General features: G+C 37.5%; 17 protein-coding genes. All 17 read left to right on the forward strand.

Annotated features, from left to right (window positions below):
• Positions 1 to 88 precede the first annotated feature (88 nt).
• The 17 genes from OZX61_RS02100 (at position 89) to OZX61_RS02180 (ending at position 24147) form a co-directional block, all read left to right on the forward strand.
• Complete coding sequence (locus OZX61_RS02100) at positions 89 to 1780, forward strand: ShlB/FhaC/HecB family hemolysin secretion/activation protein (protein WP_277095153.1); 1692 nt, start codon at positions 89 to 91, stop codon at positions 1778 to 1780.
• A 26-nt stretch (positions 1781 to 1806) separates the two neighbouring features.
• A complete protein-coding gene (locus tag OZX61_RS02105; RefSeq protein WP_277095154.1) occupies positions 1807 to 17073 on the forward strand; it encodes a filamentous hemagglutinin N-terminal domain-containing protein in 15267 nt (5088 codons plus the stop codon).
• Positions 17074 to 17089: 16 nt separating this feature from the next.
• Entirely contained in the window at positions 17090 to 17572 is a 483-nt protein-coding gene (locus OZX61_RS02110; RefSeq protein ID WP_277095155.1) for a hypothetical protein, read from the forward strand.
• Between the two features lie 178 nt (positions 17573 to 17750).
• Positions 17751 to 18041 (forward strand): hypothetical protein, encoded by a 291-nt coding sequence (locus OZX61_RS02115; RefSeq protein WP_277095156.1) that lies wholly within the window; start codon positions 17751 to 17753, stop codon positions 18039 to 18041.
• 183 nt (positions 18042 to 18224) lie between these two features.
• On the forward strand, positions 18225 to 18866 hold the full coding sequence (locus OZX61_RS02120) for a hypothetical protein (protein ID WP_277095157.1): 642 nt from the start codon (positions 18225 to 18227) through the stop codon (positions 18864 to 18866).
• 288 nt (positions 18867 to 19154) lie between these two features.
• On the forward strand, positions 19155 to 19526 hold the full coding sequence (locus OZX61_RS02125) for a hypothetical protein (protein WP_277095158.1): 372 nt from the start codon (positions 19155 to 19157) through the stop codon (positions 19524 to 19526).
• A 23-nt stretch (positions 19527 to 19549) separates the two neighbouring features.
• Complete coding sequence (locus OZX61_RS02130; RefSeq protein ID WP_277095159.1) at positions 19550 to 19675, forward strand: hypothetical protein; 126 nt, start codon at positions 19550 to 19552, stop codon at positions 19673 to 19675.
• Positions 19651 to 19977 carry a polymorphic toxin-type HINT domain-containing protein gene (locus OZX61_RS02135; protein ID WP_277095160.1) on the forward strand — a complete coding sequence of 109 codons (327 nt, stop codon included), beginning with the start codon at positions 19651 to 19653 and terminating at the stop codon, positions 19975 to 19977. Before OZX61_RS02130 ends, OZX61_RS02135 begins: the two co-directional genes overlap by 25 nt.
• 430 nt (positions 19978 to 20407) lie before the next feature.
• A complete protein-coding gene (locus OZX61_RS02140) occupies positions 20408 to 20842 on the forward strand; it encodes a hypothetical protein (protein ID WP_277095161.1) in 435 nt (144 codons plus the stop codon).
• Between the two features lie 133 nt (positions 20843 to 20975).
• The gene (imm45, locus tag OZX61_RS02145) at positions 20976 to 21296 is read left to right on the forward strand and encodes an Imm45 family immunity protein (RefSeq protein WP_277095162.1); all 321 of its coding nucleotides are present in this window, start codon (positions 20976 to 20978) and stop codon (positions 21294 to 21296) included.
• A gap of 52 nt (positions 21297 to 21348) precedes the next feature.
• Positions 21349 to 21675, forward strand: coding sequence for an Imm45 family immunity protein (imm45, locus tag OZX61_RS02150; protein ID WP_277095163.1), 327 nt, complete (start codon positions 21349 to 21351; stop codon positions 21673 to 21675).
• 38 nt (positions 21676 to 21713) lie between these two features.
• On the forward strand, positions 21714 to 21869 hold the full coding sequence (locus tag OZX61_RS02155) for a hypothetical protein (protein WP_277095165.1): 156 nt from the start codon (positions 21714 to 21716) through the stop codon (positions 21867 to 21869).
• A 161-nt stretch (positions 21870 to 22030) separates the two neighbouring features.
• The gene (locus OZX61_RS02160) at positions 22031 to 22516 is read left to right on the forward strand and encodes a hypothetical protein (protein ID WP_277095166.1); all 486 of its coding nucleotides are present in this window, start codon (positions 22031 to 22033) and stop codon (positions 22514 to 22516) included.
• A gap of 159 nt (positions 22517 to 22675) precedes the next feature.
• On the forward strand, positions 22676 to 23074 hold the full coding sequence (locus OZX61_RS02165; protein ID WP_277095167.1) for a hypothetical protein: 399 nt from the start codon (positions 22676 to 22678) through the stop codon (positions 23072 to 23074).
• A gap of 72 nt (positions 23075 to 23146) precedes the next feature.
• Positions 23147 to 23440 carry a hypothetical protein gene (locus OZX61_RS02170; RefSeq protein ID WP_277095168.1) on the forward strand — a complete coding sequence of 98 codons (294 nt, stop codon included), beginning with the start codon at positions 23147 to 23149 and terminating at the stop codon, positions 23438 to 23440.
• 42 nt (positions 23441 to 23482) lie between these two features.
• Positions 23483 to 24007: a hypothetical protein gene (locus tag OZX61_RS02175; protein ID WP_277095169.1), complete on the forward strand. Its 525-nt coding sequence runs from the start codon at positions 23483 to 23485 to the stop codon at positions 24005 to 24007.
• Positions 24004 to 24147: a hypothetical protein gene (locus tag OZX61_RS02180; RefSeq protein WP_277095170.1), complete on the forward strand. Its 144-nt coding sequence runs from the start codon at positions 24004 to 24006 to the stop codon at positions 24145 to 24147. The genes OZX61_RS02175 and OZX61_RS02180 overlap by 4 nt, the downstream gene beginning before the upstream one ends.
• Positions 24148 to 24161 lie beyond the last annotated feature (14 nt).

Here is a 24161-nt window from a genome sequence, read left to right on the forward strand (position 1 = left end):
ACAATCTTTGTTAATTTAGAAGTTTTTAATGTACAAATTATGTAGTGGAAGAAACTTTTTAATTTGCGGTTTAGGGCTCTCTTATTGCATGCTCAATGTAGCTCATGCAGCTTTTTCACCTACAGATCCGTACATACAACAACAACAAAGAAATGAACAAATCGATCAGCAAATGCAAACCAACCCTCGGGTCAGTTTGAAGCCAGAACAAGAACGTGCATTGGGTGAAGTCCAACTTTCTAAATTACAATCTCATAGCGAAGAAGTCTGTTTTCCAGTTCATCATTTCACCTTAGAAGGTGAGCAGGCACGAGAATTCACCTTTGCTGTTGTCCCATTTACACATGGAAAAAATAATATTATTGGTCGTTGTTTGGGAGCAGAGGGTCTGAACCAATTGGTTGAGCTCATTCAAAATAAAATTATTGAAAAAGGGTATATCACAACACGCGTTTTACTTCCACAACAAAATATATCTTCAGGCACTGTTCGTTTTACAGTGATTGCAGGTCGTGTCAATCAAATTCACTTTGCTTCAAATACCTCTAGACGTGCACATAAGGTAAATGCTTTACCTGTTCGTCAAGGTGATATCTTAAATATTCGTGATATTGAGCAAGGATTAGAGAACTTCAAACGTATACCAACGGTAGATGCTAATTTCAAGATTAAGCCTGCTGAGACAGGGCAACCTGGTTATAGTGATTTGGATCTGACATGGACACAAACTCGACCTTATCGAATTAATTTAAGCCTAGATGATTCGGGTTCTAAAACGACAGGTAAATATCAGGGAACTGCAACGCTTTCACTCGATCATCTCTTGACGTTAAATGATCTTTTTTATACAAGCTACACACATGATGTATTTCAATATGAAGAGAATAAAGGTAGTTCAAGTCTTTATTTGAATTACAGTATTCCGTGGAATTACTTCTTATTTTCTGCAAATTATAGTGATTCTAAATATAGTCAAAATGTTTTGGGTAAAAACGATAACTATCAATATAGTGGCACAAGTAAGCAACTAAATTTTGACATCACACGTCTGATTTACAGAGATGCATCTCGCAAAGTGTCTTTGGGTGCAGGGGGATGGTTTAGACAATCAAACAACTTTATCAATGATGTTGAAATTCTCTCTCAGTATCGTCGTACAGGTGGATGGCAAATTCATGCTGATTACACGGAGTACTTTAAAAAAGCGACCCTCAATGCACGTCTTTCTTATAAACGAGGAACAGGTGCTTTTGGAGCAATTTTGGCTTCGGAAGAAAAGTTTAATGAGGCTTTTACCCGTGTTGGGATTTGGCAAATTAACTCAACATTACAAGTCCCCTTTAAGGTTTCATCTATGCCATTTTTCTACACGATGGATTGGCGTATGCAGTACAGCGATAAAATCTTAACACCTCAGGATCGATTTTCGATAGGCAATCGTTATACCGTTCGTGGCTTTAGCGGTGAAGAAACGCTTGCAGGAACGAATGGATTGACGATTCGTAATGAGTTCGCCACTCCAGTTCTTCATTCATCTCACTTAATTTATTGGGCTTTGGACTATGGTCAAGTGGGTGGAAAAAACTTTGACTATCTTGAAAATAGACCCTCTTATCAAACAAAAAATAATCATTTAGTTGGTACAGCCATTGGTTTGAAAGGCCAATTTGAGAAGCTGAATATCAATTATGATTTTTTTGTATCTACACCGCTACAACAACCCCGCACCATGAAGCCCGACCATCTTGTCACAGGCTTTAACTTGAATTGGAATTTCTAATTTTTTTAATTTTTTAGGTTAGTCAGATGAATAAGAATTGCTATCGCGTTATTTTTAGCCAAGCTTTAGGTGTATTTGTTGCAGTTGCAGAATATGTAAAAAGTAAAAAAAAGCAGGTTGGCCAATCTAGATATAGTGGTACCAATACCCCTACATCACCATCTTTACAGATGATGACCTATAAAAAACTAAAACCCGTCAGCTTCTCTGTATGTGTTGGATTGGGTGCAATGACGATGCTTTGTTCAACATCGATTTGGGCCGAGAGTCAAATTATTGCAGATCGAGCTGCACCTACACATCAACAGCCGACAATATTAGAAACAGCCAATCACATTACGCAAGTGAACATTCAAGCACCAAGTGAACGAGGCGTATCAAGAAATACCTATTCACAGTTTGATGTTGGTCAAGAAGGTGCCATTTTAAATAACTCAAGAACCAGTGCAAAAACCAATTTGGCTGGATGGGTTCAAGGTAACCCTTGGCTTGGGCAAGGCGAAGCAAAAGTTATTTTAAATGAGGTCAATAGCAGTAATCCAAGTTATTTACGTGGCTTTGTTGAGGTTGCAGGAAAGTCTGCACAAGTGATTATTGCCAATCCAACTGGTCTGGTTTGTGATGGCTGTGGTGTCATTAATGCAGATCGATTTACTTTAACAACAGGTGAAAGTAAATTTGATTCACAGGGTTACCTTGAATCGTTTTTAGTAAGAAAAGGAACAGTCACTATCGGAGACAAAGGTTTAAATGCAAGTTTAACCCCATATACCGATATTTATGCGCGTGCCTTAAAGTTAAGTGGTGAGCTTGCTGCTCAGCATATAACAGTTGTGACAGGTGACAACCAGATAAAATCTCAAGCAGTAGATGATAAAGACGTTATTTCAAATACTGCTGGACGTGATCAATCTGAGGCAAAACCTGAGTTTGCGGTTGATGTTGCAAACTTAGGAGGGATGTATGCTAAAAAGATCCAGCTGATTGCGACTGAAGCAGGTGTAGGTGTTCGTAATGCTGGGGCATTAACTACTCAAACTGGATCACTTAAACTAAATGTGCATGGTGATTTGATCAATACAGTTGATGGCAATATTGTGTCTCATCAGGGTGAATTAACTGTTCAGACAGATAAGTTAACAAACCAACATCGTATTCAAAGCCAACAAGATAAACTTTCGATTGAAAGTAATACCATTGAAAATCAAGGCACGATCGATACCAATGATGAGCTTATTATTCATAATCAGCATGATATATTGAATCGTGGTTCATTGATGGGTCAACAACTGAATATTCATTCAGATCAACTCACAAATACAGGGAATATTACTCAAACAGGTCAACAAGATCTGAAAGTGACAACAGAAAAATTATCGAATGAATTAGGTAAAATTGGACTAGTCGACAATACTACAAATACTACAAATACTACAAATACTACAAATACTACAAATACTACAAATACTACAAATACTACAAATACTGCAAATACTGCAAATACTGCAAATACTGCAAATACTGCAAATACTGCAAATACTGCAAATACTGCAAATACTGCAAATACTGCAAATACTGCAAATCCAGCAAATCCAGCAAATCCAAAAGTTTATACTGAGGCAGGACAACTAGCGATCAATGCTGAACTCATCAATAAAGGGCAGATTTCTAATAATGGAAGTCTTCAGCTGTCTTTAAAGGATTTAGTAACCAATAAGGATGGGCAAATTGCAGTTGAACGATTGAGTAGTCAAGGGAATGTAAACAATAACCAAGGACAGCTCAGTTCAACTGATCTGAAAATGACGGGGCAGCATTTAAGTAATCAGCAAGGACGTATTTTTAGTAAAAATATTTCAATAAATCATCAATCTATCGATAATGATCAAGGGGTAGTGTTTGCAAATAATACCGCAAATATTGATGTTTCTGAAGAAATAAAAAATAATCAAGGGAAGATTGTTGCCAATGATGATGTTCAGTTAAGTTCACAATCTCTTTCCAATAATCAAGGTGTGATTTCATCTCAGAAAAAAGATGTTTATTTAGATGTTAATGACAAAATTGATAACACACTTGGACAAATAACTGCTCAACAAAATCTTCACATTGAATCTAATGAGCTAAATAATCAATTTGGACAAATTGGTTCGAACCACACTGCTTATATTTATGGTCATCAGATTTCCAATGATCAGGGATTGATTCAAAGCCAGGCCTTGTTGTTAGAAGGTAATGATCTATTCAATAGTGGTCAACTTCATGCTCAGAAGAATCTAACCATTGCAGTTAATCAAATTCTCAATAATGGTATTTTAAGTTCGAACACAGATCTTAATGTCTTAGGAAATGTATTTGTACAAGCGAATTCAGGGATTTCTGTTGCTGGCTTAAATAATGGATTGAATGAAGGTAATTTAAAGATTACCAATAATGCTGTATTTGCAAAAGGTACATTACAAGCAATAAAGGATATTCATATAGATGGTCAGACCACACTTCATCTAGATCAAAGTCGTGTCAGTGCACAAGCCATTGACCTTAGCTCGGTAGAGGGAGATGTATCAACTGCCAATGCCCAAGTCCAAGCCAAAGATCAACTGAAACTAAGTGCAGGCCAGACATTAAATAACCAACAGGGACAACTCCAAGCCAATCAGGTTGAGTTAACAGGACAAACCCTGAATAACCAACAGGGTCAAATTGTTCAGTTGGGTCAAGCTGGACAAAACATTCATCTTGCCAAGATTAACAACGCCCAAGGCCAGATTAAGACCAATGCAGGTGATTTAGATATCGTCAGCCAATCGCTAGATAACCAATCTGGATTCATACTCCATACGGGTTCAGGGGCGTTGGGAATAACAAGCGAAGCGATTGATGGTGGACAAGGTGAGATCCAAAGCCAAGGTCAACTTCAACTTCAAGGTCGACATATTGATCTAAACCATGCAAAAACCCAAGCTGCAGGGATTGAGATCAAAGCAGATCAGCTCGATCATCATTCAGCTCAGATGTTACAAACAGATCAACAGCGTCAGTTAAACATGACTGTGCAACAAGACCTAAACAACCAATCGGGTCAGATTGCAGGACTGGGTGATGTTCGCATTCACAGCACACAGCTTGCAAACCAACAAGGGGCACTACAAAGTGCCCAGCAGGTCATGGTAGAGAGCACTGATCTGAATAACCAACAAGGGATGATCAATGCAGGGACAACAGTTGATCTACAGAGCAAGCATTTAGACAATAGCCAACAGGGTCAGATTCAAAGTCAGGGCAATGTAACGATTGTTAGTGATGCACTCAAGAATAGCACGGGTCGTATTTTGGCCAATAAACAAGTGCAATTGATCGGTCAAACGATCGATAACCAATCTGGGCAGATTGCCAGTATTGCAGGTAAAACACATTTAATTAGTGATGAGGTTAAAAATAGTCAAGGCGTAATACAGTCAAATGAGTTACAGCTTGATACACCAAATTTGGACAATACATCTGGTGTGATTTTATCTAAATCTTCATTGGTATTAAATCAACAAAAGGAAATTCTTAACCGAGCTGGTATCATTCAAACTGGTCAGGATTTAACAATTTCATCTGATTCAGTTGATAATGACCATGGTGTTTTACAGTCTGGAGGTAATCTTGATATTGATGTAGGTAAAGGAACAATTTCAAATCGTGATTCTGATACATCATTAAATTTGGGTGGGATATTAAGTCGAGGTACGATTAATTTACATGCTCAGAATATTGACAATACATTTGGTCGTATTCGTGCAGATCAGAATATTTTACTCGATACAAGAAATACAAAAAACAATAATGGTCAAATGACATCAGCGAATCGTTTAGAGATTGTTGGTGAAACATTAGAAAATACTGGAACAATTGAAGCGCAACATGTGCAATTGTTGCAAGATAAAATAAATAATATTGGCCAGATTTATGGTCATGAAGATATCAATATTTTTGTACCTATCCTTTCAAATGCAGGGACTATTGTTACTGGTAAGCAATTGATATGGAAAGGTTCACAGCTATTACAGACATCGACAGGGAGTTTATGGTCAGGTCTAGATGCATCCGGTAAATTGAGTCAATCAGGTGAAATTGGATTAAGTGCTTCTGATCATATTGAACTACAAGGTCAAGCAATTGCAGATGGTCAAATTCAAGCAACTTCGGCACATGTATTTAATGCCGATCACAGCCAAATTATTGGTCAAGCCATTGACCTTAGCTCGGTAGAGGGAGATGTATCAACTGCCAATGCCCAAGTCCAAGCCAAAGAGCAACTGAAATTAAGTGCAGGCCAGACATTAAATAACCAACAGGGACAACTCCAAGCCAATCAGGTTGAGTTAACAGGACAAACCCTGAATAACCAACAGGGTCAAATTGTTCAGTTGGGTCAAGCTGGACAAAACATTCATCTTGCCAAGATCAACAATGCCCAAGGCCAGATTAAGACCAATGCAGGTGATTTAGATATCGTCAGCCAATCGCTAGATAACCAATCTGGACTCATACTCCATACGGGTTCAGGGGCGTTGGGAATAACAAGCGAAGCCATTGATGGTGGACAAGGTGAGATCCAAAGCCAAGGTCAGCTTCAACTTCAAGGCCGACGTATTGATCTACACCATGCAAAAACCCAAGCTGCAGGGATTGAGATCAAAGCAGATCAACTCGATCATCATTCAGCTCAGATGTTACAAACAGATCAACAGCGTCAGTTAAACATGACTGTGCAACAAGACCTAAACAACCAATCGGGTCAGATTGCAGGATTGGGTGATGTCCGCATTCACAGCACACAGCTTGCAAACCAACAAGGAACACTACAAAGTGCCCAACAGGTCATGGTAGAGAGCACTGATCTGAATAACCAACAAGGGATGATCAATGCAGGGACAACAGTTGATCTACAGAGCAAGCATTTAGACAATAGCCAACAGGGTCAGATTCAAAGTCAGGGCAATGTAACGATTGTTAGTGATGCACTCAAGAACAGTACGGGTCGTATTTTGGCCAATAAACAAGTGCAATTGATCGGTCAAACGATCGATAACCAATCTGGGCAGATTGCCAGTATTGCAGGTAAAACACATTTAATTAGTGATGAGGTTAAAAATAGTCAAGGCGTAATACAGTCAAATGAGTTACAGCTTGATACACCAAATTTGGACAATACATCTGGTGTGATTTTATCTAAATCTTCATTGGTATTAAATCAACAAAAGGAAATTCTTAACCGAGCTGGTATCATTCAAACTGGTCAGGATTTAACAATTTCATCTGATTCAGTTGATAATGACCATGGTGTTTTACAGTCTGGAGGTAATCTTGATATTGATGTAGGTAAAGGAACAATTTCAAATCGTGATTCTGATACATCATTAAATTTGGGTGGGATATTAAGTCGAGGTACGATTAATTTACATGCTCAGAATATTGACAATACATTTGGTCGTATTCGTGCAGATCAGAATATTTTACTCGATACAAGAAATACAAAAAACAATAATGGTCAAATGACATCAGCGAATCGTTTAGAGATTGTTGGTGAAACATTAGAAAATACTGGAACAATTGAAGCGCAACATGTGCAATTGTTGCAAGATAAAATAAGTAATATTGGCCAGATTTATGGTCATGAAGATATCAATATTTTTGTACCTATCCTTTCAAATGCAGGGACTATTGTTACTGGTAAGCAATTGATATGGAAAGGTTCACAGCTATTACAGACATCGACAGGGAGTTTATGGTCAGGTCTAGATGCATCCGGTAAATTGAGTCAATCAGGTGAAATTGGATTAAGTGCTTCTGATCATATTGAACTACAAGGTCAAGCAATTACAGATGGTCAAATTCAAGCAACTTCGGTACATGTATTTAATGCCGATCACAGCCAAATTATTGGTCAAGCCATTGACCTTAGCTCGGTAGAGGGGGATGTATCAACTACAAATGCCCAAGTCCAAGCCAAAGATCAACTGAAACTAAGTGCAGGCCAGACATTAAATAACCAACAGGGACAACTCCAAGCCAATCAGGTTGAGTTAACAGGACAAACCCTGAATAACCAACAGGGTCAAATTGTTCAGTTGGGTCAAGCTGGACAAAACATTCATCTTGCCAAGATTAACAACGCCCAAGGCCAGATTAAGACCAATGCAGGTGATTTAGATATCGTCAGCCAATCGCTAGATAACCAATCTGGATTCATACTCCATACGGGTTCAGGGGCATTAGGAATAACAAGCGAAGCGATTGATGGTGGACAAGGTGAGATCCAAAGCCAAGGTCAGCTTCAACTTCAAGGTAGCCATATTGATCTAAACCATGCAAAAACCCAAGCTGCGGGGGTTGAGATCAAAGCAGATCAGCTCGATCATCATTCAGCTCAGATGTTACAAACAGATCAACAGCGTCAGTTAAACATGACTGTGCAGCAGGACCTAAACAACCAATCGGGTCAGATTGCAGGATTGGGTGATGTTCGCATTCACAGCACACAGCTTGCAAACCAACAAGGGGCACTACAAAGTGCCCAGCAGGTCATGGTAGAGAGCACTGATCTGAATAACCAACAAGGGATGATCAATGCAGGAACAACAGTTGATCTACAGAGCAAGCATTTAGACAATAGCCAACAGGGTCAGATTCAAAGTCAGGGCAATGTAACGATTGTCAGTGATGCACTCAAGAACAGCACAGGTCGTATTTTGGCCAATAAACAAGTGCAATTGACCGGTCAAACGATCGATAACCAATCTGGGCAGATTGCCAGTATTGCAGGTGATGTGCATGTATTGGGCAATGATATTGACAATCAAACAGGCTTAATTCAAGGCAATACGTTAGACATCAAAGGTGACCACCTCAACAATCGTTCAGGGTCATTAATTTCAAATCAATCCATGACGCTTGAACAACACGGTCGCTTTGATAACCATGCAGGGGTATTACAATCTGGTCAGCGCTTAGATCTATCTGCCCAAGGAATTGATAACAGTCAAGGGCTCATTCAGGCAGGGACACATCTACATATTGATGCAAAACATGATGTTATCGATAACTACAAGGACGACACTCAGAGCCAAGGTGGGATTTTAAGTGGTGGTGATTTACATATTGAGCATGTGGAGCAAATTAATAACCAATTGGGACGTTTAATTGGGCAGAATCATGCAAGTATCGATGTAGATGAAATTATTGATAACATACAAGGTCAGATCGGGTCAAAAGAACTCCACTTGAATGTCAATACTCTCAATAATACGGGAGTGATTCAAGGTCAGAACCAGTTACAGATTACTGGTGAGACTGTAAACAACCGAGGAAGGTTATTAGCAAAAAATATTGATTTTAAAGTAAATCATTTTGAAAACAATTCAGGTCAAGTCATTGCATACCAAAATATTCAGGGAAAAGCTGACTCATTAGAGAATACAGGCGGAGTTTTTCAGGCAGATACTATCGATCTGAGTTTTTCAGAATTGCTCAATGGTAATCTGGGTGTATTTTATGGTGGAAATATTCACTTCAAAGGTACACAACTCTCCAACTTAGGCACGATTCAATCGTATGATGACAGTGATTTTGATATTTCTAATATCATCAATAATGGGACACTGATTTCCTCCCAAAATATAAATATGAGTGGTCATCAACTCGTTAATCATAAAATTATATATACAAAAAAGAATTTAAATATTGATGTTAATTCTTTTAGACAGAATAAAGATGCAAGTATATATACAGGTTCTGCTGATACAGAAGGTGGATTTTATTTAAAATCGGGAGATGTTGTACAATTACTTGGTGGGTATATATCAAAAGGTGATTTTGACATCAAAAGTGATCATGATATTCAAGTAGAAAAAGCAAACATTTTTGCAAATAATATACGTATTGACACATTATCGAATTCAGATTCATCTCCAAAGATTTTAATTAAAGATAGCTTTATAGATACTAAAAATAATTTTGTATCTAACAACGGCAATAGTTTTTTCACGAATGATCATAGTACGCTTATTTCAAATAATATTGATATTCATGCAAATGCATATCTTATTCAAAATACAGATAATAGTATTTTATATGCAAAGAACTTATTAAAATTAAATGTGAATGATATTTCAGAAACTGGAAAAATAGTTTCTGAAAGAGATATTGACCTTCATTTGGGGAAAAATTACAACTTTAATGATCAAACTTTCATTAAGGCAGGACACGATCTTAACTTATCTGTAGATGGAGAGTTTAAAAATACATCAAAAATTGTTTCTGGTCATCTTGTTGGGATACAAGCCAGTGCTATTTCTAATGAAAACAATGCATCAATCGTCTCAGATAATATTGCATTGACGTCTCATGGACTTAAAAATAGTGGTTTATTAGAAGCATCAAATGTAGTTGATATCAATGTAGAAGCTAGAGATACTAAGATGACATCACATCTAGATTATGCTAAGGCAGATCGATTGGATAATGTTGGTGGTACTATTTTAGGAAATGTGATTAACATTAAGTCGAATCTACTTTTTAACCAGAGTGACGTTACCGATAAAAAACTAAAAAGTGGTGTAATTTATGCCGCACAACAAATGAATCTAGGGGTTAATGAGTTATATAATACCTCATTTTATTATATTAATGACTATCATGAAATTGTATTCGATACAATTTTTGGGCACTTTGCAACCTCACGTAATGACCTTGTTTCTGCAAATGCAATAGATAATGCTTGGATCTTTAGTGGAGGTGATTTATCTATTGGTAAGTCTTTAGACGAAAATAATCAAGTTCATGGTAGAGCAACATATGTTTCAAATACGAGTGCACGTATAGAGGCAGCTCGTAATTTATCTATTATTGCAGAAAATATAAATAACCAGAATATTCATTTAATTATAGATACAAATGAAACGCGTACACCTACTGTCAAATATGGTTTAAATGGAAAACTCTGGGATGAGTCTGAAGTAAAATTTGGCAATACCAATAGACGTGGTGGCGAAAATGGCGTACTTCTTATTCCAAACCCTGATCCTGCAAAAGCTAAAGCAGAACCATTTATTAAAGGTGGTGAAGATTGGACTAAATATACCTATGATCTAATTACACAGCAAGATGAGGTGAAAGCATCTGCACCTGCACAAATGATTGCAGGACAAAATATTTTATTTGCACCAGAGACAGCAATTAACAATATAGATAGTCAGATTATTGCTGGTGGTACGATTTGGAGTGAAAATAGTTCAATCAATAACACCGTAAGTGATTTAAGAAAATCAGTTTTTAGTCGAAATGGTGAAAGTCGTTATCATTGGATTGAAAGTGCGGGAACATTTGGTAATCGGCATCGACAAGTATGGGAAAAACCACAATTTTATGAAATTGATTATCAACAAACGACTACGCCTGTTACATTGGCTCAGACGAATCTGACGCCAAGTACTTCGGTATTGACTTATCCTGACAAAAACGAATTGGATAAAGATGGCCTTTCAGATAGCATCAATAAATTTAGAAAAACTGCAAGCATAGATACGCCTAATATAGATACTTATCGAGCAAATCACGATGCGGACGTAAGTGTACCAACATCGAATTTAAATGGTAAAGGCAATTTAAGTAATAATGCTGTACATACCTCTATTTTTCCAAGTATGTTGGATAAAATTATTCTCACCACTCAGGATCAGCACTTCACTGATCCAAAAATTGTATCATCGCAAACAGGTATAAGCGGGTCTCATGAGGAAACAAATTCACAAAAGATTATTTCAAAACCAGTTCAATTGATTTATGAATATGTTCCAAGTGTTAAGAATACGACCAGTATCGTAAATCCTAAGGGGCCTATCGCATTTGTTGATGTTCAATCTTTACCTAAAGACCCACAGGTGCATCAGGAAATTACGATAAAGCAACTTCCTACTGAACAAAAAGCAAATGTTGATCAATTACCACAGTTAAATTCGATCGCAGTCTATGCGCCTGAATCTGCTCATGCGACAGGTGAAGAAATTCGTCTTGTCAACTTGACAAAAATCATTCAAGTCCCACAAAGTGGTTTGTATAAAGCCAACATCAGACAGGATCAATCTTATATTGTAGAAACAGATCCTACATTCGTAAGCTATAAAAATTGGATATCTTCTGCGTATATGCTTGACGCACTCAAGCTTGACCCTACATTGACGCAAAAGAGATTGGGTGATGGTTATTATGAGCAACGTTTAGTTCAAGACCAAATTGCGCAATTAACAGGTCGTCGTTTCTTAAATGGATATCATGATGACGATCAACAGTACCAAGCATTAATGAATAATGGACTGACTTTTGCAAAGGAGTATGGTCTACGCCCAGGTATCGCTTTAACAGCAGAGCAAATGTCTCATTTGACGAGTGATATCGTCTGGTTAGTTGAAAAACCAATACAGTTAGAGGATGGTCGTATTGTTCAGGCATTGGTGCCTCAAGTATACGTACGTAGCCAAAAAGGAGATTTAAAAGGTGATGGCGGTCTAATTTCAGCAGATCATATTGTTATTTTAGGTGATCAAAAAGAGATTAATAATTCGGGGACAATCTATGGAAAAGAAGAAGTCCTACTTAATGCAAAAGATATTAATGTACTTAAAGGTCGTATAGAAAGCCAGCAAGTAGAAATGAATGCGAATAACGATCTTCGCATTGAAGATGGTCAGATACAGGGGCAACGTATTGGACTCAGTGCAGGCAAAGACATTACCGTTAATCGGATACAGCCGAAAGCAGATCGTGCCGCGAATATTTACATTCCACCTTTGAATGACACTTCAGCGCCTACACTTATACCAAATTTGAGTATACAAGCAGGCCAAAATATTCAACTGCAAGGGGTTCAAATTGAGAATCGACAAGGCGCGACATATCTTAGTGCTGGAAATACGGTCAACATTGATGCACTTCGTACTCAAAGTATAAATAATGTAGATCAAGATAAAAATAACTTTGTACATCAAAGTCGAATAAAGGACGTTGGCTCAGAGATTAAGAGTCAAGGCGATATAAGCATTGTTGGTGGCGCTGTAGCAGGCAAAGCACTTCATTTAGAAAGTATACAAGGATCTGTCAATATTGCTGCTCAAAATGGTGTGGATTTGTCCGATGGTTTAGACAGTGAAAATTATAGTGAAAACCATACACTTGGTCGTAAACATAGAGAAACAACAACGCAAAGTCATCAAATTGAACGCTCTATTGCAAATACTATTTCTTCGGGCAAAGATATCTCTATATTTAGTGAAGCAGGCGATATTCGTGCAAGGCATCTGATTGCCAATGCGACGGATCATATTGGATTAAATGCAGCGCAAGGCAATGTGGTCTTATTGTCTGCGGTAGACACAGAAAGTAAAGATGTAAAATCTGCAAAGAAAGGTACAGTTAAATATCGTAATGACCAAGTGGGTTACATTCACCAAGATATTGCTCAAACACAGTTAAGTGCAGGTGAAGATATTAATGTGAATGCAGGACAGAACATTGCACTACAAGCGACGAACTTAAATGCAAAACATGACCTGTATATTGCCAACACTAAAACAGATACTAACCATGGTGAACTCAATTCAGATGGACAGTCTTTGGCACCAAACATACATATTTCTACGATAGAAACCCAAAACGAAGATTGGAACGAACATCAATCGGGGTATCGTGGTATAGCAAAAGAATTGGCCAAAGTCATTTCGATTGGACTGAAAAGCTTACCCTTTATAAAATCTCCAGTGACGATTGGGGAAAGCAGTAAGACATACCATCAAACCATTTCACAAAATAGTAGTGACCTGACTGCTACCAACCATATTGGCATAGAAGGTTTAGGCAATACAACGCTGACCAGTACACGTTTAAATGCCAAGGACATTTCTATTTCAGGTGAGAAAGTTATCTTTGATGCGGCCCAAGAACAATTCAAAACCCTCAATAGTCATAGTAAAGAAACGGTTCAAGGTCTTGGTTTTAAGGTCAATGATGACAGTATACGTTTAGGTGGTGTGAGAACAGACAATACAACACAAAGTACCAGCACGACAGGAACACACCATAAAGCAGGAGAGATTACTGCCGAGAACTTAAATATACAGGGCAATACTGGTATTGATATTTATGGTCAAAACATACACTCGACAGGTGTTACGGTGCTTGACCATGGGCAGGGTACATTAAACATTGGTGGTTACGAAGACAAGACCACGACAGAAAATAAAACCCATACCGAAAGCATTTCTGCAGAGATAGGTGTGCGTAATGCCTATTTAGATGCAGCGAAAGCGGTGATTGCCGTTAAAGATGCAGTGAAGGCTCTAAACGATGCAAGACTGGCATACAACCAAGCTGAAAAAGACTATGCGGCAGGAAAGATTACTAAAGATGCTTTAGACGATACAAAGGCCAATATAGCCATGGCAACCACCAATGTTGCAGCAGCACAAATTGCCGCAGGCGCAGCGATGGCAGGTGCAGTAGCAAATACAGCAACCTATGGCTTTACTATCGGGGCGAGTGGTCAACGCCAAGAAACTACCGACATCCAAAGTACCATTCAAGGACAATGGCAAGGCAGTCAGCTTGATTTAAACCACCTCATTTTAAGATCGCAACAACAAGATGCCAACGTAGAAGGCAGTCAAATTCATAGCACAGGCAGTACCTACTTTGATGGGACAAAGAACTTTAACGTGAGTGCAGGTACAGAACATCGTACAGATACACATGACATGCGTAGCAATAGCCAAAGTGCAAGTTATAGCTCAGGGAGTGTAAATGCCTCAATTGGACAACAAAAATCACATGCCGAAACACAAGGTCTAAATCACATTAATAGTGAGATTCAGCTTCAAGATACCTTTGGACACTTAAATGGCTTAAATATTAAAGGTGGCGAGGTTTTGATAGGTGATGTTGACCATCTAAAAGTCGATGGTATTACTGTTGAAAGCGTACAAGATACTCAAAGTAGTCATGAGCGTAGCCAAGGTGGTTCAGTCGGTGTTGGTTTGGGTGGTGGAAGTAAAAACGTCACTGCAGGATTTAACCAAGGAATAAGTCAAACCGATGTGGCTTGGGTAAACCGTACCAGTCAACTGCTGATGGGCGATGCCACTCATGGCGCAGATTTAGACCGTATGGGTGTTCATACTGTGACGAATGTGGGTGGTGTCATTGCCAATGCAGGCAAGAATGTAGATGGGAGTTTAGAGGACTATGGGCATTTAAACTATAGTGGTGCTTTAACGCTCAAAGATATTGAAGACCATCGTTTTAATGAAAGTCGAGGATTTAATATTTCGACAACGATTGGCATTCAAAAAGACAAAGATGCCAACAGCTATAAATATCCAAATGGTTCAACGACGGTGGGTATGAACCATACAGGTCAAGCCACTGAACAAGTGACCAAAGCGACACTTGGGCAAGGCACAGTCGGTCAGGCAACAGAAAGTACTAACCGTGATATTCAACACACGCAAGAGACCACACGAGACCAGACTACAGGATTATTAAATGGTCAAGTGACCGTAGATCATCGTCTTTTCACTGCGGATGGTCGTGCTCAGATTATTCAAGAGCAAAAAGACTTACCGAGAAATGCTGGAATTATTGGTAAAATGACTGCGGCAGGTATAACCAGTTTGGGTGTTGCTACAGCAGCATTAGCAAGCCAAGATGTGACCTTAGAAAAAGCATATAACACCGTAATGACCCCTGCCAACATCTTTAAATTTGTTCAGGAACATCCTGAAGCTGCAGCAGTAATTGAACAATTTAAAAATGGTCAATATCAAAACTTGATGAATACTCAAGGGAGCTTACAACTACTTGCAAATGCACTCAATCAAGACGTAGAAGTGCTTGCAACCTCGATCACTGCATTTTACGGTTTAAAAGGTGCTTATGACCCACAACGTCAACAAGTCGTATTAGATGTAAATAATGTAAACCGTTCAAGCGTTATAGAAACAGCAGGTCATGAGCTGAGTCATGCGCAAGGTATCCAAAGTGAAACTGCTGCTGACCTTATGGGTAAAGCGACTGGTTGGGCATATGACGCTGGCGTTTCATCTAATCAAAACATAATTAATCAGTACAAGAGTACGTTAGGAGATGGTCAAGACAGTACAACAGCTGCACAAAACCAAGAACTTCTGCATCATAACAATCAAACATTTATACAAAATAAAGAAGATCATGGCGATCAGATGGAGAACAAAACGTCATATAAACAAGATTTCATTAACGTCTTGACATGTTGGGATAGCACTTGCCGGCAAAAATATAATGCAACAGATCGTATTCAGCAAGATGCCTATGAACGAGGTACGCGTAAAGCAGTCGATAAGTTTGTAGAGGATCTTAAGAATTTACCGAACGTACCATCTGAGGTTTATGATGCGATAAAAAGAGACCCTCAGGGGACGGTGAAAGCAATATTAAGTGGTGTTGTATCCATTCCTGGCGACATTTTAAAGACTTTAGACACCATCGCCCGTATGAATATAGCAGGGGATACTCCTGCTGATTTTGAGAAGTTAGGTCAAGCTCAAATGTCATCGGCTTTAAATGTCATTTCACTTATTTTGAGTCAAGGTGCTGTAACCGTTGCTAAGAACGGAGTGACGGTCGTTGTTGAGGCTACGAAAGCACTTAAAGAAGCAAAGCTTGCCGAAATAGCTAGAAAGAAACAAATCGTTGAAAATAATATTAATAGAGATGCCGATTTACCTAATGTATTTGATGGGAATCCAAATGCACCAGCAGATCGAGCAATTACTCAGAAGAAAGATACAGATATTGAGATAGGTTTAAATAACCCTCATTATGATAGTAAACATGGTGCTTATACGACTTTAGAGCAACAATACGATCGTGCTATAAACGGTACTAACCCACAGACAGGTCGTAAAGAAAGATTCAAGCCTAATGCATCTAAATTCTTTAATTCAACTGATATGCATGATGCTTTGATAAAGGCTGAAGAGTTGTATAAGAAAAATCCAAGTGAATATGAAAAAGGACAGGTTGATCTTATTTTAAATAGAGCTGTTGGAGAAGGTTATATGGGAGATAATCCTAAGAATATAAAAGCTAATACAGTGGGTGAGTATCGTCGAACAAATACCATAACAGTACGAATAGATGAACAGACTGGCAAAGCCTATACGGCATATCCAAATCTTGAAGAAGGAACAGTACATCCTGATCCGCGGAAACACTAAATAAAGGAAAAAATAAATGATTGAGTACAGTCCATATCATATTGCATTATTATTTGGTGATTTTCATGATGATGCTTTAGAGCATTATTTATCTCGAGAAGAATATAATCAGTACTATGATTCTGATTTTAGAAATACAGATACAGCCTTATATTGGTTAGAAAGATTAGTCGGATCTATTGAAACATATAATGCAGAATATAGAGGATATAATTTATATAAAGAAAGCTTACGCCAAATAATTACATCTAACGGTGTTATTCCAATTAATGCATGTTTTCCTGGCATTGATGATGTTGATACAGTCAGTATTGACATTGAAAAGTGGTATATTGAGTGTTATTACCCATTTCTTTTTGTTTTATGGGATTATTTATTTGATGAAGAATATCAACCTGCTGATTTATCTCAATATCGACAACGCATAGATTACGAGTTTGTTCATTTTCCCCATAAGCTTGAACTTTGGAAAGAGGCAAAGTATAAAGACGGAGTATAAAAAGTGATGATATTAATAACCAAATAGATATAGCTGCTAGTGTTGCAGGATAAGTCCTTATATCGACAACGGACTTAGATAATCGCAAAGAATTTTCAAAACCCTCAATAGTCATAGTAAAGAAACGGTTCAAGGTCTTGGTTTTAAGGTCAATGACGACAGTATACGTTTAGGTGGTGTGAGAACAGACAACACGACACAGAGTACCAGCACGACAGGAACACACCATAAAGCAGGAGAGATTACTGCCGAGAACTTAAACGTACAGGGCAATACCGGCATTGATATTTATGGTCAAAACATACAATCGACAGGTGTTACGGTGCTTGACCATGGGCAGGGTACATTAAACATTGGTGGTTACGAAGACAAGACCACGACAGAAAATAAAACCCATACCGAAAGCATTTCTGCAGAGATAGGTGTGCGTAATGCCTATTTAACAGATTGTACCACATTCAGAAATTAAGGATATTTTACAGAAAAGGCTTGATCAAGCACAAACTAAATATGATAGAAATCCAAGTGATAGGAATAGCAAAAGTTTAGAGAGAGCTGAAAAAGATTTATATAATGCAACTCGGGATGGTGAATGCTTAATTAAAGGCTGTATTCCACCTGAGTATATTAAAAAGTAATGAGGAGAAAGTGTATGGATGATAAAATAGAGTATTTACTCTGTGATATCCCTGAGCATGCCGATTATGCGACTGAACCAGGAGAGCTAGATGCAGAAGATATCCCAGCTGAGCGTATCACTGGTGTAAAAGAGTTGCTTTCTAATTTAAATGATTATATTGCTTTTCAAGCAGCTTTACTACTGACTAATTGGGGTATAAATGAAGGCTTTGATAAGTTAACTGAGCTGATAGATACAGACTCTGTAGAGGGATATATTGGTCATAGGCTACATTCATATGATGCAACACTACAGTATGTGCTTGATGCATTAAGTTGCTATTGGGCGGTTAATTCTGATTTGGGAAATAGTGATATTGCACGAAAGAAGATCTTCCCTTATGTGTGTAAAATTATTCACAGGTCAAATAATGAACCATTCGATATCAGATATATGTTTTCTTTAGTTGAAAAATACCATTTTAATGAATACATTCCCTATTTAGAAGAACATTTGACCGCAATTATTGACCATCCAGAAATTCATCGCTGGAAAATTTATGATGCCATTCAATCGTTGTTAAAAGTTGATCATCAATTTACAGTAGACTTATTGAAATCAAAGAATAAAACTATCGAAGATTTCGATTTCACACCAAAGGGTTTAAAATCTTGACAAGATTCATCATCTCCAATTAATTCTAATGGCTGATATTAACAAAATAAATATAGCCAAAACATCACACAAAATGCAGGTCAGTTAAATGCCATCAACATATGCATACAAGGTTTAGCTAACGCCACATTAACCAGCATAGATATCCATCAAAGATGTATTCATTACAGGAGAAAAGGCATCTTTGATGCGGCCCAAGAGCAATTCAAAACCCTCAATAGTCATAGTAAAGAAACGGTTCAAGGTTTTGGTTTTAAGGTCAATGACGACAGTATACGCTTAGGTGGTGTGAGAACAGACAATACAACACAAAGTACCAGCACGACAGGAACACACCATAAAGCAGGAGAGATCACTGCCGAGAACTTAAATATACAGGACAATACCGGTATTGATATTTATGGTCAAAACATACAATCGACGGGTGTGACGGTGCTTGACCATGGGCAGGGTGCATTAAACATTGGTGGTTATGAAGACAAGACCACGACAGAAAATAAAACCCATACCGAAAGCATTTCTGCAGAGATAGGTGTGCGTAATGCTTATTTAGATGCAGCGAAAGCGGTGATTGCCGTTAAAGATGCCGTTAAAGCTTTAAATGATGCAAGACTGGCATACAACCAAGCTAAAAAAGACTATGCGGCAGGAAAGATTTAGGCGACACAAAAGCCAATATTGCCATGGCAGCTACCAATGTTGCAGCAGCACAGATTGCAGCAGGCGCAGTGATGGCAGGTGTAGTAGCAAATACAGCAACCTATGGCCTTACTATCGGGGTGAGTTGGGTTGGTCACGACACGATATAGCCCACGAATATGGTTACCATCCAGTTATTTCAACCAAATGTACAGTAGACCAAGCTATATTTAAAGTGGTCATTGAAAACTCAATTGGTCAGCAAGAAATCTTAGAAACAACCGTAGAGCATCCATTTTGGGTGAAAGACTATGGATGGCTCAAAGCCTCATTACTTGAATCGGGGATGATATTATTAGATCGGAATAATAATGAATTGAACGTTCTATCTCAGCATTTGATTCCTGACGATTTAGATACAGTTTATAACATTGCGATTGAAGGTTTCCACACTTACCATGTGGGTTCATAATCAGAATTGTGATTAAATTAATAAAAATATTCAAAAAATTGAGAAAGATTATCGCTATGTAGGTGTACATGCTCTTAATCGACACGGTGTAGAAACAACTTTAGAACAACAATATAGAGCTGAAACAGGTATTCCACCTGACTAGCCAAATAGAGTTACAAATAGGTCTAAACATCTCCCCGATGCAACCCGTTTTTTAGATAATCGTGATTTGGAGTACGCAATACAATCTGCATTAAAGGCTCCTGAGAGAGCAGGAGGAAAAGTTAATATTGATTTTGGTAATAAAATAGTTGTAGAAGAATATTATGTGCCGGGGAAGTATATGGTAAATCTAGAAAAGTAGAGGTAACTCTCGATAAAAAACAGGCGAGTTGGTAAGTGCTTATCCAGTTTTACCTGAGCGTAAATAATGATTGAGAGATTATATATGTATTTAGTAAATGAATCTTGGTTTTCTAGTCTCATTGGCGACATTATTATTATAGATGAAGATAATGTTAAGTTTTATTCATGTAATAATGAGGAAGATGTAAAAAAAATTGCGGAAGAAGTGACGATTCCTTCCTATGAGTTTATGAGAGAAAAAAGCATTGCGTGGTACCGAAATTATCAAACTGCTTTTTTTTACCTTATGAAATTTGGTGAAGATGCTGATAAATTATGTTATCGGCGAACACAGGACGTATTTATTGGAGCACCTGATAAAAAGTCAATGGCATTTTTTTTAGAGTCGTTTTATCCGTTGCTATGGCAATATACATTTGGAGATTTCACACTGTCAGATAATATTAATGATTATAAAGTAGTTGATAGTTCGACAACAAGTGCATTTAATTTTTATGGGAATTATTATTATTTATAACCTGAACTTGCCGAGCTTGGGGAAAATTAATCCTAAAAATGGACTCATTTAGGTGAAGTAACTTTACATACATTAACCCCTAAACCTGGTTCTCTTGACAAATCTAGGGGTCATAACTTATTGGTGAAATAAAATGAATTGGTCAAAATTAGTTGATAATCCCAACATTCGAATTCAAAGAGGAATGTTATTTAAATTTGAAAAAAAATATCCTTTTAAAGAGGAGGTCATTATGATGACTTGTGAGGAGGGTTTTAACCCTTTTGGGCTTGGATTAATTTCACTTACAGGTGCTCAAGCTGGGGACAATATGTATACTTTGTTTCCAAATGAAGCTACTCGTAATGGATTAATGTCTAAGTCACTTATTGAAAACTGGAATGAATGGGTGTATCCAAATTGCAATATAAATGAAGTTATGATTCATGAAGGGTTATCAGCTCATGAATTGTAAATATATGATTACTATATGCAGTAAACAGTAGCGAAAATATGAGATTGAAAATATGTTAACAAATTGGGTGAAACTTACGGAATTAGCAGGAAAATCCTTTATTAAAGGAACACTTCTTAAATTTTCTGCAAAATACCCTTTTGAAAGTGAAGTTGTTATGATGATTTGTCAATCACCAGACAAAAGTGGATTATGTTTAATGACGATTACTGGATATAAAGCTGGAAAAAACTGTTATCAGAAACTTCCTGATTCAGAAGTATATGAGGACGTATCAGCTATTTGGCTTACTGAAAATTGGCATAAATGGATTTATCCAGAGTGTAATGTTAAGGATGTTTGGGTTCATAGAGGCTTACAAGTCTGCGATCTTATATAAAAAATCTTAAAATCAGGTTTCTTCGGTAAACATAGTCAATGCAACGGGATCATATTGGATTAAATGCAGCGCAAGGCAATGTAGTCTTATTGTCTGCTGTAAACACAGAAAGTAAAGATGTAAAATCTGCGAAGAAAGGTACATTTAAATATCGTAATGACCAAGTAGGTTACACTCACCAAGATATTGCCTAAACACCATTAAGTGCAGGTGAAGATATTGAAGTGAATGCGGAACAGAACATTGCACTGCAAGCAACGAACTTAAATGCAAGACATACCATCAAATCATTTCACAAAATAGTAGTGACCTAACTGCTACCAATCATATTGGCACAGAAGGTTTAGGCAATACAATGCTGACCAGTACACGTTTAAATGCCAAGGACATTTCTATTTCAGGTGAGAAAGTCATCTTTCATGCGGCTCAAGAGAAATTCAAAACCTTCAATAGTCATAGTAAAGAAACATTTCAAGGTCTTGGTTTTAAGGTCAATGACGACAGTATACGCTTAGGTGGTGTGAGAACAGATAATACGACACAAAGTACCAGCACGACAGGAACACACCATAAAGCAGGAGAGATCACTGCCGAGAACTTAAATATACAGGGCAATACTGGTATCGATATTTATGGTCAAAACATACAATCGACGGGTGTTACGATGCTTGACTATGGGCAGAGTGCATTAAACATTGGTGGTTATAAAGACAAGACCACGACAGAAAATAAAACCCATACTGAAAGCATTTCTGCAGAGATTGGCGTACGTAATGCCTATGTAGATGCAGCGAAATTATTGGACGTCAGACATTTGATACCAAAGAAGGATGGTGGCTAGATTTTGATCCAAAAAAGGGTGTACATATTAATATTTGGGATTTTAGTAATGGTAAAAAATAAAGGAATTAAGCAGGTAATACCCTTTGATGAGCATGAAAAGACGTTTAAGGCCTTATTAAAACAATTTAATTAATTTGATAGAAATTGGAGTGTACAATTGAACTTATTGTTTGAGGAATGTAAAAGTGCTTTAGGTGAAAATATCAATATTATTGATGATCTTAAACAACAAGAAATCATTCTGAATATATTAGATACTTACTTAACTGAATTCAATACTATTGATTTGAGTATTGTATCTCACTGTGATTATCCTTCAGTAAATGTTTTATTAGAAACAAAAATAAATTTTTTAAATGATTCTGTCTATGTTGTGGCGGATAGTTTGGAAGTACCTATTTTTGAGTGTAAGTTAAAACATATTTTAGACAAAATAGAAGACGTTACAGCACTATCCCCTAAAATATTTATTTTTAATAATAGATTTTTGCTTCAAGAGATATTTCCTTCATCGATCTTAAGGTTTTCTCAAAAAAGATCAATTTATATTCCATAATATTATCATATGCTAAAGCAACTAGTTGAATAGGCACGCTTTAGCATACTATTATGCAATGATGTGGTCTTATTGTCTGCTGAAGACATAGAAAGTAAAGATGTAAAATCTGCGAAGAAAGGTACAGTTAAATATCGTAATGACCAAGTAGGTTACATGCACCAAGATATTGCTCAAACACAATTAAGTGCGGGTGAAGATATTGATGTGAATGCGGGACAGAACATTGCACTACAAGCGACGAACTTAAATGCAAAACATGATCTATATATTGCCAACACTAAAACAGATACTAACCATGGTGAACTCAATTCAGATGGACAGTCTTTAGCACCAAACATACATATTTCTACGATAGAAACCTAAAACGAAGATTGGAACGAACATCAATCGGGGTATCGTGGTTTTATGAAAGAACTGGCGAAAGTCATTTCGATTGGATTGAAAAGTTTTCCCTTTATAAAATCTCCAGTGACGATTGGGGAAAGCAGTAAGACATACCATCAAACCATTTCACAAAATAGTAGTGACCTAACTGCTAGCAATCATATTGGCATAGAAGGTTTAGGCAATACAACACTGACCAGTACAAATGCCAAGGACATTTCTATTTCAGGTGAGAAAGTCATCTTTGATGCGGCTCAAGAGCAATTCAAAACACTCAATAGTCATAGTAAAGAAACGGCTCAAGGTCTTGGTTTTAAGGTCAATGACGACAGTATACGCTTAGGTGGTGTTAGAACAGAAAATATAACACAAAGTAGCAGCACGACAGGAACACACCATAAAGCAGGAGAGATCACTGCCGAGAACTTAAATGTACAGAGCAATACTGGTATTGATATTTATGGTCAGCACATACAATCGACGGGTGTTACGATGCTTGACTATGGGCAGGGTACATTAAAAATTGGTGGTTTGGTGGAGATGTGACAGCTAAATCGGATACGCATATAAATATTGATGGCCATCAGGTTGAAGTGGGTCGTAATAGCAGTGGGTGTAAAACTACTAATCTTTCTGAAAATGCTGAGCTTATTGCTTATAAAGATCTAAATAAAAAGGAATTTTAGAATATGATTTAGTA

The organism is Acinetobacter sp. ESL0695, from assembly GCF_029392135.1.
GTDB lineage: Bacteria > Pseudomonadota > Gammaproteobacteria > Pseudomonadales > Moraxellaceae > Acinetobacter > Acinetobacter pollinis.